Origin of the sequence: Alkalicoccus chagannorensis DSM 18086, assembly GCF_000429725.1 — a bacterium.
GTDB lineage: Bacteria > Bacillota > Bacilli > Bacillales > Salisediminibacteriaceae > Alkalicoccus > Alkalicoccus chagannorensis.
The window spans coordinates 21,913-38,915 of the sequence record NZ_AUCK01000023.1; the positions used below are offsets into that span (position 1 = coordinate 21,913).

The window sequence follows — 17,003 nt, forward strand, 5'->3', positions numbered from 1 at the left end:
AGGTAAACAGGGGGGATGAAGCGATGTTTGATCCAGACCACATGAAACAATTCTCTGAAGTCGATACGGCAATATATACGTTCGTCATCCATCATAAAGAACAGGCTGCCTACATGCGGGTCCGGGAACTGGCCGAGGCGGCACACGTCTCGCCGGCGTCGGTCCATAGGTTCTGTATCAAAAATGGGTACAGCGGCTTTTCGGAATGGAAAGCCGCACTGAAACAAACATTGAAAACCGAACCGGCAGCCACCACCTCCATGCATGATGTGATGGAGGAATTTCTGGAGCGGACCCTCCGCGGCGATGACGCAGCGAGAATCGAACAGGCTGCTGCGAGTATCCGTGAAGCTGATTTCGTGCTCTGCGCTGGAACCGGAGGGTCAGGGATCATGGCGGAATACGGGGCGCGCTATTTCGCGAGCATGGGCTGCTTTGCCGCGAGCATCAACGATCCTTTTTATCCCATTCACGGCGCCTACGGCCGAAAGACGACTGCGGTTGTTCTCTCTGTTTCCGGAGAGACGTCCATGACGCTTGAACAGACGAGGCAGCTCCAGGAAAACGGAGCTTACATTATCAGTATCACCAACCATCGAAGCTGTACACTGGCTGGGATTGCCGATCTGCCGTTGACCTACTTCATGGATCAGCAGTTCGCTGGCCATTCCAACGTGACTACCCAGCTGCCGGTCGTTTATCTACTCGAACTGCTCGGCCGGGAAGCTTCCCGGAGATGATGGGCGAGAGCTCCGACGATGCCTGCATCATTTCGGAAATGGCAGAGCTCGATATCCGGCAGAAACGTCTGATCAAGGAAGGCGTATTCCTGTCGTAGCTCTTCGAGGAAAGCAGGGCGTTCTGTCATCCCACCGCCGATGAGGACCAGTGGAGGGTTCAGCACCGCACTGATGTTATAGATGCCTGCAGCGATAGTCGCGTAGAAGCGCTGCACGAGTCTGGACGCATGGACACAGCCGCGGTCCGCCTCCGCAAATACAGTCTCTCCGCTGACATCGCGAACCGGCATGTGAAAGATCTCTGCGTATTGACGGCGGAGAGCGAAGAGGCCGGCGGTCCGGTTCCAGCTGTAGTCATCTGGTTTTCCGGGCTGGAGGCCGGAGAGCAGCATGTAACCGAATTCTCCGCTGCGGTATGAGTGGCCCCGGACCAGGCCGCCGTGAATGAAGACAGCTCCGCCTATTCCTGTACCGATGGTCATACAGACAAAGTGCTGGACATGCTGGGCACGACCGAGCCAGTGTTCCGCTAATGCGGCACAATTAACATCGTTCTCGATCGAGACTGGAAGCCCGGTTTCTGCTTCCAGGCTGCTGCGGATGTTCCTACCGTGAAAATCGCTGACTGCTCCGGCATTATGCATGTAGCCAGAGACAGGATCAATAAAACCGGGAGCACTGAGCGCGGTTCCGGCAGCCTGTCCGCGGTACTGCATCATGATGCGCCGGATTTCGTCGTAGATGTGTGCTCCATCTGCCTGATTGGAAGAAAAACGATGCTTTTCCTGAATCGTTCCATCCTCTGCTAAAAGACCCCATTTCACGTCAGTGCCGCCAATATCAAAAGATAAGTATGTCATCCGGACCTCACTCCTCTGCTTCGATTGTACCTATCATAGCCGAAGCAGCCCCTGTTGAAAACTAATTACAGGCATATTGTCTCTCTTTCCCCTGTAATCGTAAAGACAACTTCCACTACTTGTAACAAAGAAACAGGAAAGAAGCATGTTTCATCTGTGAAACAGAGCGTTTTAGGAGTGCATCGATGCTCCTCCAGGAGAGAACGAAATGCTTTTTCTTCCGAAACGAATGGTAGTGGTTCAGCTGGTCGAACATGAATCGCCGGAACGCGAGCTCTTTTCTTGCACGCTATCATGCTCAATATTTCACAAAAAAGACACAGGCATACATGTTCACAGATTCACAAACTATGTTATAGTAAAACTATAGAAAGGTTGCTCAGTAATTCACAAGAAAGATTGCCGGCACGAACAACAGAGCAGCTTTTCCTAAACTTACTTACATTCCTTAAAGGAGGAACTGATCATGTTTATGGATTTTCTGCGAAACAACCGTTGGGCTGCTGGTATTCTCACGTTTTTACGTCTCTACGTCGGCTGGCTTTGGCTGACGGCCGGCTGGGAAAAGGTCGCTGGTGGATTTAGTGCGGATGGCTACCTGCAGGGCGTTGTCGGCAATGAAGAAGTCGCTGCTCAGTATCCGACGTACCACGCGTTTATTGAAAACATCGCCGTCCCGATGGCGGAACCGTTCAGCTTCATGGTCGCCTGGGGCGAGGTGCTCGTCGGGCTCGGCCTCATCCTCGGTGTCTTCACCACCGCCGCTGCGTTTTTCGGCCTCGTCATGAACTTCGCCTTCCTGTTCGCCGGCACGATCTCTAGCAACCCGTGGATGGTGCTCTTGACCATCTTCATCGTCGCAGCCGGTGCCAACGCCGGACGCTTCGGTGGCGACCGCTGGGTCATCCCGTACCTGCGCACGAACGTGCTCGGACGCGACTTCATCCAGAAGCGGATACCGAAGAGACGTACTCAGGAAGCGGCGTGATCCGGAATACACAATAAAAAACGGAGAAAAGCCCGTCGTGAGTATCCCCACGACGGGCTTTTCATGCGCTATGGCTAGTGCTTAATCAAATGGATCACTGATTAAAATAACAAATCAAGCAGCCCGGTCGAACCGAGGAAGACAAGAATGATCGCAGCCGGTGCGAAAATTCGAAGAATCCAGATCCAGATGTTTCCAATCAGACTGTCGCCAAAATTGGAAGCTTCCAGCGCATCGGATTTTTTCCATCCCCAGCCGATGAATAGCGCGATAATCAAGCCGCCGATCGGCAGGAAGATGTACGAAGCGAGAAAGTCCATCGAATCCTGTATATCCCGGCCTCCGATCAGGGTTACTCCACTCCAGGCACCGAAGCCGAGGGAGGAAGGAATACCGATGAAGAAGATGATGGTACCGATGATGACAGAAGCTTTCTGCCGGGTCCAGTTCATCTGACGCATGAAGTAGGCAACGGCCACTTCGAGCAGAGATACCCCGGAAGAAACAGCTGCAGCTGTCAGCAGGAAGAAGAACAGCAGGCCGTAAATCAAGCCCATATTCAGATCGCTGAACACCTGCGGCAGGGTGACAAACACAAGCCCCGGCCCGGAATCAGGGGCAATGCCGAAAGTGAAGACCGCCGGGAAAATCATCAGACCGGCAACGATCGCAAACAGCGAGTCCATCGATGCCACGCCGACGGCAGCACCCGGAAGTTTTTCTTTTTTCGACAGATAACTGCCGTAAGTAATCAAGGCTCCCATACCGAGACTGAGGGAGAAAAAGGCCTGACTTAACGCGGCCAGATAAATGCCGGGATCGGCCAGTGCGCTCCAGTCCGGAGCAAACAAGAAGCTGAGGGCCTCTCCGGCGCCGCCAAGCGTCATCCCGTAGCCGGCAAGGATCAGGACAAGGATAGCAAGCAGCGGCATCAGTATTTTATTGGATTTTTCAATCCCTTTTTTCACGCCGACAAAAACAATAGCTACGACCATAAACATAAACAGGAACTGCCATAACAATGGGAACCAGGTGGCGGTATGGAATTGACCGAAAAAGTCTCCATAATCTCCGCCGGCAGGCGGCTGTGGACCGCCGGTCAAATACTGCGTGAAGTAATACAGCGACCAGCCCGCAACGACGCCGTAAAAAGATAAGATAATAAAAGCAGAGGCAACGCCGAGAAAACCGCCGATCACCCACGGTTTACCTGGTGCAATCGATTGGAACGAGCCGACGACATCCTGCTGGGCCCGCCGGCCAATCGTAAACTCTGCCATCAGAATCGGAATTCCGATTGCAGCAATACATAGTAGATAAATAAGTAAAAATGCAGCTCCTCCACTCTCCCCGGCGACATACGAAAAGCGCCAGATGTTGCCGAGTCCCACCGCGGAACCCAGTGCAGCCAGCATAAAACCGAGACGGGAATTCCATTGTTCCCGTGCTGTAGGTTGTGTACTCAAAAGAACCTTCCTCCTTTAAAACGTTGAAGTGTTGAATAGTCAGAACATTACTATAACATACCTGTGCAAAAAGAAAAGATGCAGTGGTTAAAAAAAGTGACAACCGAGATTTTTCCCCACAGGATTTCCAAAAGCCGGAACCCTTGTCACGACGGGAATGACGTGAGAAAATAAAGCTTGTCAATATTCAGAAAATATTTCCTGTGTTTGAGTCCGCTCCGGAACGTGAAGAGGATACACAGAGAAGAAAAGGATTTATACAGTACAGTGAGGTGACGCGTGTGGGGGTATATGCCAGCCAGCTTGTTCAGGCACCACTTTTTGCCTCAGCCAGGGTAAGGGCAGGGCAGAGCAGTCTTGAAAAAAAAGAAATTGAATGGGTGTCCGTCATGGAGCTGCCGGTGGAAAATTTCGTGCGGGAGAAGGAATTCGTGCTGACTACCGGCATTGGAACCGGAGGAGATGTAGATCTGCTTGAACAATTCGTCCGGGACGTGATTGATTCAGGTGCTGCCATGCTCGGTATTGCGACCGGGAGGCACATTTTTGATATTCCCGACCGAATTTTGATGCTGGCAGAAGAAAGAGGATTTATCATTCTCGATCTGCCCTGGGATATCCGGTTCGGGGATGTGATCTCCACCGTCCTGGAAGAAATCAACCGTGAAAAGCAGGATGAGCGGCTGATGACGGAAGAGGTCCGGCAGGAATTCATCAACCACGTGCTTCAGGAAGGAGACATTGAGGAAATTCCAGAAGCGGTGCACCGATACATCTCTCTTCCAGTCATGGTCACGGAATATGATGGCGCGGTCCGGGCGAGTTACAACGTGTCGGATGCTGTGCTGCAGGCTGTGGAGAACAATGAGTGGATCCGTCCACACCGGCTGGAAATCGATCAGCATCTTGGTGAATTCAGTGATCACCGGCTGTATCCGTTCATTTATGTCATCGATGTCGAAAACGAGCGCTGGTGCCGGATTCTGGTAAATACCAACCACCGGAAGCAGGGGTACCTCTGGTTCCGTCTCGGCAGGAATCAGACGCTGACCTGGCTGATGATGAACGTGCTTGAGCATGCTGTGACGGCATGCGCGCTTTATTTCGTAAAAGAAAATGCGATTGAAATGACAGAAATCCGCCTCAAAGATAATTTCATCCTGCAGCTGGCCAAGCAGCGGGAAGAACGGCAGCTGCTGCGTCAGAAGGGGGAGCTGCTCGGGTATGATATGGATCTTCCATACCTTTGTATCGTCGGAAGCATAAAGCTGTACGGAGAAGACAGGGAGTTCCCTTCGTTTCAGTCGGATAATCCGCCGACGTCTTCGCTGCAGAACATCAACTATTACATCCAGAAAGAAATCACGAATGCCGCCCGTTTTCTCGGTAAAAAGGCGATGACGACGTTCGATGAAGATGAAGTCATTATTTATCTGGAAACGGATCATCACCTCTACACGGAGACAGCCGGACAGTTCCTTGATACGGTGGACCGCCGTCTGCATGAAATGCTGACGGAAGTAGATATTTCCTGGGGGATCGCGTCGAAAAGAGAAGAGCCGAACGGGTTTTTCGACAGCTATCGTGAAGCGAAAACGGCGCTCGATATCGGGGTGCGTCAGCACGGCAGCGGAGGACGTACCTTCTATAAAGATACGCGTATCAACCGGGTGCTTCTCGCGGTTTCGGAAGACGAAGATATCGAAAAAATTGTCCGCGACACGGTAGAGCCGCTTGCTGCCTATGACCGGAAGCGGCAGACGGACCTGATGGAAACCTTCATGACGTACAATAAATACAACGGGAATGTGAGCCAGACGGCAAGAGCACTGCATCTGCACCGGCAGTCGCTGCTGTATCGGCTGCGCAACATTGAATCCTTAACGAAACTGTCGTTGGTGGATGCCGATGATGTATTTCTGCTCGAGCTGTCAATCCGCCTCTGGCAGCTCCGTGATATGCGGGAGCGGTCCTGATAAAACAGCCCCGTGCTGCCTCTCCCCCTTGAGGAGACGGGGCGTTTCAGGGCGGAAAAACACATAGGCACCATGAACAAGTCATGCCTCCGGCGTGGCTTTTTTTTGAATGATAGGAATGTATAAGTTTTCATACAGGGTGACTGCGGCTTCGTGCGCTGCACGGGGATATCGGATGTAAACAAAATGTATAAGGGAATCATCAGAATCTTCATACATCCTGTATATCATAATATTCTGATTAAACGGTTATGATTACAATAGAACCTGACAAAACGAACGAGGCCATCCAGCCGGGATCGGACAGACCGGGTTTCATGAAATAAAAAAGAGAAAGAGGGTGGAACCATGCTGCCTTTTGATATCCAGGAATATCAGGACAGGCTGACGAAGACGAAGGAAAAAATGGTGGAGAACGGGATTGACGTACTACTGATAACGGACCCGGCCAACATGAATTATCTGACCGGCTATGACGCATGGTCTTTCTACGTCCACCAGATGGTCGTCATTATCGTGGATGAGCCGCAGCCGCTCTGGATCGGCCGCTATCTTGATGCAAACGGAGCGAGACTGAAAACCTGGATATATGATGACAATGTGATTGCCTACCCTGATTACTATGTCCATTCGTCGATTTATCACCCGATGACGTTCATCGGGGAAATCCTCACGCAGATCGGCCACGGCAACCGACGTATCGGTGTTGAAATGGACAGCTACTATTTCACTGCCCAGGCGTTCATGAAGCTGCAGCAGGCACTGCCGAATGCGGTCTTCTCCAACGGGGATCTGCTTGTCAACCGGGTGCGGATCGTCAAATCCGATCAGGAAATTGAATATATGAAACGCGCAGCAGCCATCACCGACAACATGATGCATCAAGGAGTGGAAAACGTCCGCATCGGCAACCGGGAAAATGACGCCGCGGCCCACATTTACTACCACATGGTACGCGGGACAGAAGACCACGGCGGCACGTATTCGTCCATCGTGCCGATGCTGCCCTCCGGCAGTAATACGGGAATCCCTCACCTCACCTGGTCCGACCGCCCGTTTGAAGAAGGCGACTCGACGATCATCGAGCTGTCCGGATGCTACGAGCGGTATCACGTCCCTCTGGCCCGGACTGTCACTATCGGAACCCCCGATGACCGCCTGCAGCAGCTGACCCCGATTGTGCAGGAAGGCATCGCAGCGGTCCTCGACCGCGCGAAGCCCGGTGTCACCTGTGGCGACCTGGAGGAAGCGTGGCGCATGACGATCAGCCGCTACGGCATTGAGAAAGAATCCCGGCTCGGATATTCCGTCGGGCTCGGGTACCCGCCGGATTGGGGCGAGCATACGGCCAGCCTCCGACGCGGAGATGATACCGTACTGGAGAAAAACATGACGTTTCATCTGATCCCGGCCCTCTGGTACGACAACTACGGACTCGAGATCAGCGAGACGCTGCGTATCACGGATACCGGCTGTACCACCTTTTCTAAATATCCGCGTGAACTGATCGTGCAGCATCCATTCCTGCTCAATCAGCACGGCGGCGAAATATCCTGAAACCAGCTTTACTATTTTGAAGGAGGTCATGAACATGACAAACAAAGACATTCGACAAGGCACAAAATCCATCTGGGCAGGCGAGAGCGACTACCTCGCGTTCGGCGCAACGCAAGTACCCGTCGTACACAGCGTATCGTTCGGCTATGAAGATATGGACGAGTGGTACGAAGTGGCGATCGGCAACAAAGAGGGCCACATCTACGGACGGAACACGAATCCAACGGTAGAGGCTTTTGAACAGAAGGTTCGTATTCTGGAAGGAGCAGAGCATGCTACAAGCTTCTCGACCGGGATGGCAGCGATCAGCAATACGCTGAGCACCTTCCTCTTTCCTGGAGACCGCATCGTGTCGATCAAGGACAGCTACGGCGGAACGAACAAAATTTTCACGGAGTTTCTGCCGAAGCAGAATGTCGATGTATCGCTGTGTGATACAGGAGACCATGAAGCCATTGAGGCCGAAGTAGCCAAAGGGTGCGACGTGCTGTATCTGGAAACACCGACGAACCCGACAGTGAAAATCACGGACATCGAGCGTATGGCGAAAGCCGGAAAAGAAGCCGGCGCGATTGTGATTGTCGACAACACGTTTGCAACGCCTATTAACCAGAATCCGCTCGAACTCGGCGTGGACCTCGTTATTCACAGCGCAACGAAGTTCCTCGGCGGCCATGCCGATGCCCTCGGCGGTGTGCTCGTCGGCCCGAAGGAACTAGTCGAAAAAGTGTACCACTTCCGTGAAATCAACGGCGCGACGCTGGATCCGATGGCAGCCTACCTGCTTCTCCGCGGCATGAAGACATTGAAGCTGCGAGTGGAGAGACAGAATGAGAACGCACAGAAAGTGGCAGAGTTTCTCGAGACTGTCGATGTGGTAGACGCAGTCTACTACCCAGGGCTCCCGACGCATCCGAATCATGATATTGCTGCAAAGCAGATGAAAGGGTTCGGCGGCATGCTCAGCTTTAATGTCAAAGGTGGAGTGGATACCCTGCGCCACCTGCTGCCGAAACTGCAGTATGCCAACCGTGCAGCGAACCTCGGTGCTGTGGAAACGATCGTTGGTCCGACGAGAACGACGAGCCACGTGGAGTGTACACCAGAAGAGCGGGCAGCGATGGGCATTCCGGAAGGGCTGATTCGTTATTCTACAGGTATCGAAGATGTAGAAGATCTGATTGAGGATCTGGATCAGGCATTCAAAGCACTGCCAAAAGAGCTGTTCCAGAACGCGTAACAAGTCAGATTTACTCTACGGGAGGTGCTGCCCCATGGCAGTCAAGATAGCATTTGTCGGATTTGGAGGAGTCGGTCAAGGACTCCTTCAGATTCTCCAGGAGAAAAAAGAGAAGCTGCAGCAAGAAGAAGGACTGGAAACCGAAGTAGTCGCCGTCGCCGATCTGATGAAAGGGTCTGTCTATGATCCAAACGGTCTCGACGCGGCGCAGCTGCTTGATCTCGCCGCAGAAAAACGGCCGCTGGATGAGTACGAAGGTACGGCCTCGACACAAACCGGACTAAGCAGTCTGCAGACGATCACGGAAACGAATGCCGACATGATCGTCGAAGTGACGTTCACCGATGTGAAAACCGGCCAGCCGGCAATTGACCACTGTCGGGCTGCCTTTGAGAAAGGCAAGAGTGTCATCACGACCAACAAAGGTCCGGTTGCCATTGCCTACCAGGAATTATCGGAGCTTGCAGCTGCAAATGGGGCCTTCTGGGGATTCGAAGGCACGGTCATGAGCGGAACCCCCGCCCTCCGGCTGCCGCAGGAAACGCTGCGGGGCAATGATATTCAGCAGATCACGGGCATCCTGAACGGGACAACGAATTATATGCTGACCGAAATGGAAAAAGGATTGAGCTATGAAGAAGCGCTGGAACAGGCACAGGCTGCAGGGTATGCCGAGGCTGATCCGACCAGCGACGTGGAAGGCTATGATGCACGGTACAAAGCCGTCATTCTCGCAAACGTGATCATGGGCGCGCCGCTCCAGTCAGCCGATGTATCCTGTACAGGCATCAGCGGTATTACCAAAGAGATGCTGACGGAAGCCATTGAAGAAGGGAAGCGACTTCGTCTGACTGCGAAAATCACGAGAACCAATCAAGGCGTCGAAGCCGTTGTCGCGCCCGAGAAGCTCGATGTCACCAATCCGCTCGCAGGGGTTCCCGGCGCAACCAACGCCGTCCTCTACGACTGCGATCTCGCAGGACCGATTCTATTAACAGGACCTGGAGCAGGGTTGAAAGAAACAGGATTTTCCCTTCTCATTGACCTCATTCACTATGAAAAGCAGCGTTCCAGAGTGAACAACTAAACCTGTGCGCAGGTAGAAAGGCGGTGTCATCCTATGCAGACGCAAGTATTGTCCGCAAAAATGTATGCTGATGGAGAGTGGGTCAGCCAGCCGGAGACGTTCGATGTGTTTGATCCACAGAATAATGAGGTGATTGCGAAGGTGCCGAAAGCATCGGCAGCTTATGTTGCATCCGTAGTGGACCGGGCTTCTGAGGCGTTTCATTCCATTTCCTCCTGGCCCACGCATGAACGCATCAGCGTGATTCGTGGTGCTGCGGAGTATATCGAATCCCACCATGAACGATTTGCTTATACCATCGCAAGGGAAGGATCAAAAACGATTACGGAAGCCCGTGGAGAAGTGACGCGCACGATACAGACGCTCCGGATCAGCGCGGAAGAAGCCCGTCGAGTCAAAGGAGAGACCATCAACTTTGATCAGAAAGAAGGCAGTGAAAACCGCACAGGCTATTATTTCCGTTTTCCTATCGGTGTCATTGCAGCGATCACCCCTTTCAACGATCCGCTGAACCTGGTGGCTCATAAAGTAGGACCTGCACTTGCGGGAGGGAACGCGGTTGTGGTCAAGCCGGCTTCCGTGACACCGCTGAGTGCACTGATGATGGCAGAGGCATTTGACCAGGCCGGCGTTCCGGCAGGATTTCTCTCCGTTGTCACCGGTTCCGGCCGGGAACTCGGCGATGCGCTCGTGACGCACCCTGAAGTGAAAATGATTTCCTTTACGGGTGGTTCCAATGCCGGCGACAGAATTGCCGATAAAGCAGGGCGGAAGAAGCTGGCGATGGAGCTCGGCTCGAACTCGCCGGTGATTGTGATGGACGATGCAGATCTGCACGATGCAGTGAAATCCAGCGTATCCGGAGCTTTTGCCGCTGCCGGACAAAATTGCCTTGGCGTGCAGCGCGTCTTCGTCCAGCAGGGTTCTTATGAGCAGTTCCTCGAGCTGTTCGTCGAGAGAACGAAGGAGCTGCAGGTTGGAGATAAACAGTCGGAATGGACGGACATGGGACCGCTGATTGAAGAAAAAGAAGCTATCCGGATCGAGGAATGGGTGCAGGAAGCTGTGGATGCAGGAGCGCGCATTCTTCACGGAGGCAAGCGGGACGGCGCGTTTTATGATCCGACCGTACTTGCGGATGTACCGTCTTCCTGCAGAATTTATCAGGAAGAAATTTTCGGTCCAGTCGTCCTGCTTGAGTCGGTAGAAACCATGCAGGAGGCCGTGACTCGTGCCAACGACGTCGACTACGGACTGCACGCAGGCGTATTCACTTCGAACATTGATCAGGCGTTCTACGCCGTGCACCACCTCCACGTCGGCGGGGTCATGGTTAATGACAGCAGCGACTACCGGATTGACGAAATGCCGTTCGGCGGGACGAAGCAGTCCGGTCTCGGCAGAGAGGGCGTCGCGTCCGCGGTACAGGAGATGACAGAGCCGCGCGTCGTCTGCTTTAAGCTGACACAGCCATGGTCGCTCTAACAACCGGGCCGAAGCACTTCCGGTTGTGACGAGGCAGAACGCAGCCGGGAAAAACACCGTTCGAACGAAGTAAAAAACGCTTCCGATGATCCTGAATGGATCGTCGGAAGCGTTTCGTATGCAGTCAGCAATAACGCCATGGACTCGTCGCGGTGCATTTATGCTGGTAAAACGCAGATCTCTCTCCAGAGATCGAGACCGGTTGTACACTCATCAGCCGGCCCGGTGATTCACCGCCGGCGGTGGCGGTTCCCGTCGTAGTTTGACGGTAAGCAGCACAGAACCGAGAACAAGCAGCATACCGGCTCCCTGCCACCACGTCATCGACTCCTGATACACAAGGACGCCGATGATAATGGCAACGACCGGCTCTACCGTCGAGAGGATGGCGGCTTTGCCGGATTCGATCCACTTCAGCCCGATCGTATAGAGCACGTAGGCAGAGACAGTAGCGACGGCAGCAAGGCCTAAGCCGTAAAGGAGAACTGCAGGATCTGCGAAAAGAGGGGCTTTCTCCCACAATCTGCTTGTCGGAATGAGAAACAGACTGCCGAACAGCATGGAATAGGCGGTGATCGTGAAGGCGTGATACAGCCCGCTTACATATTTTCCGAAGATGCTGTAGAGCGCATAAAAGAAGCCCGAGAGAATGCCGAAGATAATGGTCGTACCCTGCATGACAGAAGCTCCTGCCGGCAGCAGGCCGACGGTGAATCCACAGCCGAGCAGCATGAGGATCAGTGCAGCGCCTTTTTTACGGGTGAACGCTTCCTGGAACGTGAACCTGGAGATCAGCGCGACGAACACAGGACCTGTATAAAGGAGGACGACAGCAAGGGAAATGGAGGCTGTCTCGATCACGGTGAAAAAGAAATAATTAAAAAAAGCGATGCTGATGATGCCGGTACCGATGAAAAAGCCGATATCTTTCACTCGAATCCGGAGCAGGCTCCGGTCAAAAACGAACAGGAGCGCCCAGAGAAGCACGGCTGAGAACGTCAGTCGGATCCCGACGACTTCCCACGGACTGAATCCGGCTGTATTCAATTCATTTACAAACAGGCCGGTGGAGCCCCATAAGGCTGCTCCGGCCATGACGAGAAGATAAGCAGTCCGGGCCTGCATGGGATCACCGCCTATTGTTAATATTTGAGAATCATGATAACTCTGCCATTGTATAGGAGAAATGCGATTCGTTCAACCACGACAGCCCGGGTGAAACGGAAAATAAATCGACCTGGGAACGATTTTTCTATATAATGGGAACCGCAGGGAGGGACCGTGATGGCAGAGACGTTTTTAACATGGAATGAAGTAACCTTAACCATGACGATGGTCGGGCTGATTTTTCTTACCTTTACGGCTGTCGGCTACTTGTTTTATATTCTTCTCGAGCGGATAGAAATGGCGAAATGGAAGTCGACGCTTTACATTATGCTGCATACCATCGGCACGGCAGCTGCGGCGGGACTGTTGTACCATTTTATTATTGCTCCATGGGCCGATCCGGCAAACCGCCAGATTGAGAATATCCGGATGGACTACAGTTTTTATTACATGATTGGCTGGAATGCCCTGCTCGCCGTCATCGCAGGTATGTTTCTGTTGAATGCAGGCCTTCATCATTATTATATTAAAAAGATAGAAAGAGGAAGATGAATGCTGTCAGCATTCTTCTTCCTTTTTCTTTTCTGTGATAAAATAAGGAAGGGTATTGCGGAGAAAAAGTGGGAATAAGATGAAATAGAACAAGTTACATGAAGGAGTATGTATTAATGGAAACGCAACTTACTTACGGAAGACTGCACTACCACGTATCCGGCGAAGGGCAGGCGGTCATTCTGCTGCACGGATGGGGTGCCGATATCAGAGCATTTGCCCCGGTACATAAAACGCTGGAACAGGACTTCCGGGTCTACTCGCTGGACCTGCCAGGTTTCGGAAACAGCGAGGAACCACCGGAACAGTGGGGGATCGCTGATTACTGTAACGTGCTCAAAGAGTTTATCGACAAAGAGGGGATCGAATCGCCAATTCTGGTCGGGCATTCATTCGGCGGCAGAATGTCGATTTACTACAGCGCCCTTCTCGGGGAAGTCGAGAAAGTTATCCTTGTCGACAGTGCCGGCATCAAGCCGAAGCGGAAGCCTTCCTACTATGCCAAAGTGTATACATTCAAAGCAGCAAAACAGCTGTTTCGTCTGCCCGGGCTCTCGAGCAGACGCGAAGAGCTGCTCGGCAAAGTAAAATCGATGCTCGGCTCCTCGGATTACAAGAGTGCCAGCGGCGTCATGCAGCAGACAATGGTAAAAGTCGTAAACGAAGACCTTCAGCATCTGATGCCGAAAATTGAGGTACCCGTACTGCTCGTCTTTGGCGAAGACGATACGGCCACACCGGTTTCCGATGGAAAAAAGATGGAAGAGCTCATCCCCGATGCCGGCCTCGTCGTATTAAAGCAGGCCGGACATTACGCTTACCTGGACCAGCCGCGCCAGTTCAATGCGGTGATTCATTCATTTCTTGAGAAAAATAAAAGGAGCTCGACTTCATGATTCAAACGATTATCTTTTTTGCCGTCATGCTGATTGCCTGGATCCTGCCGATCACGTTGAAAGTGAAACGCAGTATCCACATGCTTCAGCTGAATTCCTACCGAAACGAACGATACGGGAAATGGATGAAAGATCATCCATCCAAGGTGATTTCTCCGGTGGAAGGCCTGTACGTTCTGCCGCTGCTGCTGCTTGTATTCACAGATTCGGAGACGCTGCTCCTTTCTTCTGCAGCCGCTGTCTTCGTGCTCGTCTTTGCTTACTTCTATGCGACGAGACCGGAAGAGAAGAAAAAACTCGTCTACACGCCTAGAGTGCAGCGCCTCTTCGGTGTCACGTACGTGCTGTATGCCTTGTCTGCGATGCTCGCTGTTACAGCAGGCGGGTTCATTCACGTCGGAGCGGGCTTGATCGTGCTGGTGATCACGGCAGTTCTGCCATTTTATATTACTGCATTGACCAACCTGCTGAACAAACCGGTGGAGCAGCGGATCAACGACGGCTTTGTCCAGGACGCCAAGCGTCTGATTGATGCATCGCCCGATTTGAAAGTGGTCGGCATCACTGGAAGCTTTGGGAAAACGAGCGTGAAGCATTTCGTTCATACGGTGCTCTCCGCCAAATACAATGTTTTGATGACGCCGGAAAGCTACAATACGAAGCTGGGTGTTACAAGGACTATCAATGAACAGCTGAAACCATACCATGATATTTTCATCGCAGAAATGGGCGCGAAGCAGGAGGGTGACATCCAGGCTGTCTGTGACGTTGTCAACCAGCAGTACGGCATTCTGACGGCGATTGGGGAGCAGCATCTGGAAACGTTCAAAACGCTGGACACCATCAAAAAAACAAAACATGAAATTGTCGAGACGCTGCCTGAAAACGGGGTTGCCGTGCTGAATAAAGACGATGAGAACATTATGTCCTACGAAGCATCGAATCCTGCCCGCCGTGTCTACTACGGAGTGGACAGAGACGATGTCGACATCCGTGCAGAAAACATTTCCTACAGTGCGAAAGGGATGACCTTCACCGTCCGCACAGCAGACGGACAGGAAGCGCAATTCCGTACGCGGCTGCTCGGCCGGCACAACGTCTACAACGTACTTGCCGCTGTCGCGATCGGTATGGAGATGGAGATGACGCTGCAGGAGATGGCGGCACCGGTGAAAAACATAGCTCCGGTGGAACACCGTCTCGAACTGAAGCCGACAAGCGGCAACATCACGATCATTGATGACAGCTTCAACTCGAATCCAGTCGGTTCGAAGATGGCAGTGGAAGTTCTCGGCCAGATGGACGGATACCGCATGCTCGTGACTCCGGGCATGATCGAACTCGGCGATAAAGAATACGAATTAAACAAAGAATGGGGCCGCTACTCTGCAGAGCACTGCGATTACATCATTCTAGTCGGACCGAAACAGACGAAGCCGATTCAGGATGGACTTCATGAGGCGGGCTATCCGGAAGAGAAGCTCTATATTGCCCAGAATTTGAACGACGCGCTGCAGCATATGCATCAGAAAGCGCAGCCGAATACCGTAGTACTACTAGAAAACGATCTGCCGGATACGTTTTTAGAATAGAGGATGGTGTACGTAGATGAAAACAAGATTAGCAGTTATTTTCGGCGGTATTTCTGTCGAGCACGAAGTGTCGGTGATTTCCGCACTGCAGGCCGTCGATCAGTTGAACAAGGATAAATATGAGATTGTTCCGATCTACATTTCTAAAGAGCGGAACTGGTACACAGGAGAAAACCTTCTCGATATCGATAATTACAAAGATCTGCCGGGGCTGCTGAAAGAAGCGCAGCCTGTCTCCCTTCAGCGGACGATGGATAAGCGCGTCGTTTTAAACAAAGAACCACGGCCCCGCTTTGGAAAAGCCGAAGTGGCCGAAGTGGATGCAGCACTTCCGATCGTTCACGGCACGTTCGGCGAAGATGGAGTGCTCCAGGGGTATCTGGAGCTGCTGCACCTTCCTTATGCCGGCTGCGATGTAACAGCTTCTGGTGCAGGAATGGACAAAGTACAAATGAAGCGGATCTACCGCGATGCCGGACTGCCGGTGCTGGATTTCATTTCGTTTTATAAGCATGAATGGAACAGTGACAATGAAGGCTGGCTGAATCAAATCGAAGCAGCGTTTTCGTATCCGGTTATCGTAAAACCTGCTAATCTGGGGTCGAGCGTCGGAATCAGCAAAGCCGCTGACCGCTCAGAACTGGAAGAAGCGATTGATCTTGCCCAGCGCTTTGCCATCAAGCTGGTCGTGGAGCCGATGATCGAGAACATGACCGAAATCAACTGTTCAGTCGCTGGTGACTACAGCGAAGCGCAGGCTTCTGTTTGCGAGCAGGTTCTCGGTACGGACGAATTCCTCTCCTACGAAGATAAATACAGCGGCGGGAAAGACGGCGGCGCCAGTAAAGGGATGGAAGCGACAAACCGGATCATTCCGGCTGAAATTCCGGACAACAAAACCGACGAGATCCAGCAGCTGGCTGTCGCTGCCTTCCAGACCCTCGGAGCGTCCGGCGTCTCCAGAATCGACTTTATCCTGGATAACAACTCGAACCAGGTCTATATTAACGAAATCAACACGATCCCCGGCTCGCTCTCGTTCTATCTCTGGGAGCCGGCTGGTGTCTCCTATCCGGATCTTCTGGATAAATTGATCCAGCTTGCGCTCAAGCGGGAGCGGGAACGCAGTCAGCTCATGTTCTCTATCGATTCCAACCTGTTCTCGATGCAGAAAGGCGGATCGAAAGGCAGCAAACAATAAAAAAGAGGAGTACCGGAACCCGGACTTCTGCTTCTCCACGAGGCTGGGACAACATCGTTCTCCAGCACGAAATAAACGCTTTCGATGACCCGTGCGGGGTCGTCGAAAGCGTTTTGTTTGTAAGAAACAATGAAGAATCTGTCTTATGGCAGGGAATATTGGCTCTAAAATATATGTTGGGGGAGAGGTTCATTCCGTTTCAGGTGGACGCTTGTAAAGGGGCGCTGCCCTCGCTGCAGCCTTGTCCGCGGCAAGC

At 52.5% G+C, this 17,003-nt stretch carries 14 protein-coding genes; 11 read left to right on the top strand and 3 right to left on the bottom strand.

Going from position 1 to position 17,003, the window contains the following annotated elements:
• The first annotated feature begins 23 nt into the window (after positions 1 to 23).
• A complete protein-coding gene (locus tag G477_RS0110955; RefSeq protein WP_035211871.1) occupies positions 24 to 740 on the top strand; it encodes a MurR/RpiR family transcriptional regulator in 717 nt (238 codons plus the stop codon).
• On the opposite strand, the gene G477_RS0110960 is transcribed toward G477_RS0110955, so the two are convergent.
• On the bottom strand, positions 698 to 1,600 hold the full coding sequence (locus G477_RS0110960) for an ROK family protein (RefSeq protein ID WP_026697983.1): 903 nt from the start codon (positions 1,598 to 1,600) through the stop codon (positions 698 to 700). The genes G477_RS0110955 and G477_RS0110960 overlap by 43 nt on opposite strands.
• Positions 1,601 to 2,066: 466 nt before the next feature.
• On the opposite strand from G477_RS0110960, the gene G477_RS0110965 reads away from it, so the two are divergent.
• Entirely contained in the window at positions 2,067 to 2,588 is a 522-nt protein-coding gene (locus tag G477_RS0110965; protein WP_026697984.1) for a DoxX family protein, read from the top strand.
• Between the two features lie 101 nt (positions 2,589 to 2,689).
• Here G477_RS0110965 and G477_RS0110970 read toward each other — a convergent pair whose 3' ends face one another.
• On the bottom strand, positions 2,690 to 4,054 hold the full coding sequence (locus G477_RS0110970) for a sodium-dependent transporter (protein WP_026697985.1): 1,365 nt from the start codon (positions 4,052 to 4,054) through the stop codon (positions 2,690 to 2,692).
• A gap of 281 nt (positions 4,055 to 4,335) precedes the next feature.
• Here G477_RS0110970 and G477_RS0110975 point away from each other — a divergent pair, with 281 nt between their 5' ends.
• The 5 genes from G477_RS0110975 to G477_RS0111000 all read left to right on the top strand — a co-directional run bounded on the left by G477_RS0110975 (position 4,336) and on the right by G477_RS0111000 (position 11,399).
• The gene (locus G477_RS0110975) at positions 4,336 to 6,030 is read left to right on the top strand and encodes a PucR family transcriptional regulator (RefSeq protein WP_026697986.1); all 1,695 of its coding nucleotides are present in this window, start codon (positions 4,336 to 4,338) and stop codon (positions 6,028 to 6,030) included.
• Between the two features lie 348 nt (positions 6,031 to 6,378).
• Complete coding sequence (locus G477_RS0110985; protein WP_026697987.1) at positions 6,379 to 7,587, top strand: M24 family metallopeptidase; 1,209 nt, start codon at positions 6,379 to 6,381, stop codon at positions 7,585 to 7,587.
• Positions 7,588 to 7,621: 34 nt separating this feature from the next.
• Positions 7,622 to 8,827, top strand: a complete 1,206-nt coding sequence (locus G477_RS0110990; RefSeq protein WP_026697988.1) for a cystathionine gamma-synthase family protein — start codon at positions 7,622 to 7,624, stop codon at positions 8,825 to 8,827.
• Positions 8,828 to 8,861: 34 nt separating this feature from the next.
• On the top strand, positions 8,862 to 9,914 hold the full coding sequence (locus G477_RS0110995) for a homoserine dehydrogenase (protein ID WP_026697989.1): 1,053 nt from the start codon (positions 8,862 to 8,864) through the stop codon (positions 9,912 to 9,914).
• A gap of 33 nt (positions 9,915 to 9,947) precedes the next feature.
• Positions 9,948 to 11,399 (top strand): aldehyde dehydrogenase family protein, encoded by a 1,452-nt coding sequence (locus G477_RS0111000; protein ID WP_026697990.1) that lies wholly within the window; start codon positions 9,948 to 9,950, stop codon positions 11,397 to 11,399.
• Between the two features lie 213 nt (positions 11,400 to 11,612).
• Here G477_RS0111000 and G477_RS0111005 read toward each other — a convergent pair whose 3' ends face one another.
• Positions 11,613 to 12,524 (bottom strand): EamA family transporter, encoded by a 912-nt coding sequence (locus tag G477_RS0111005; RefSeq protein WP_026697991.1) that lies wholly within the window; start codon positions 12,522 to 12,524, stop codon positions 11,613 to 11,615.
• Positions 12,525 to 12,683: 159 nt separating this feature from the next.
• On the opposite strand from G477_RS0111005, the gene G477_RS0111010 reads away from it, so the two are divergent.
• The 4 genes from G477_RS0111010 (at position 12,684) to G477_RS0111025 (ending at position 16,747) form a co-directional block, all read left to right on the top strand.
• On the top strand, positions 12,684 to 13,058 hold the full coding sequence (locus G477_RS0111010) for a hypothetical protein (RefSeq protein ID WP_026697992.1): 375 nt from the start codon (positions 12,684 to 12,686) through the stop codon (positions 13,056 to 13,058).
• A 116-nt stretch (positions 13,059 to 13,174) separates the two neighbouring features.
• Positions 13,175 to 13,954: an alpha/beta fold hydrolase gene (locus G477_RS0111015; protein WP_026697993.1), complete on the top strand. Its 780-nt coding sequence runs from the start codon at positions 13,175 to 13,177 to the stop codon at positions 13,952 to 13,954.
• A complete protein-coding gene (locus tag G477_RS0111020; RefSeq protein WP_026697994.1) occupies positions 13,951 to 15,546 on the top strand; it encodes a UDP-N-acetylmuramoyl-tripeptide--D-alanyl-D-alanine ligase in 1,596 nt (531 codons plus the stop codon). Before G477_RS0111015 ends, G477_RS0111020 begins: the two co-directional genes overlap by 4 nt.
• A gap of 16 nt (positions 15,547 to 15,562) precedes the next feature.
• Positions 15,563 to 16,747, top strand: a complete 1,185-nt coding sequence (locus G477_RS0111025) for a D-alanine--D-alanine ligase family protein (protein WP_026697995.1) — start codon at positions 15,563 to 15,565, stop codon at positions 16,745 to 16,747.
• Positions 16,748 to 17,003: the final 256 nt, after the last annotated feature.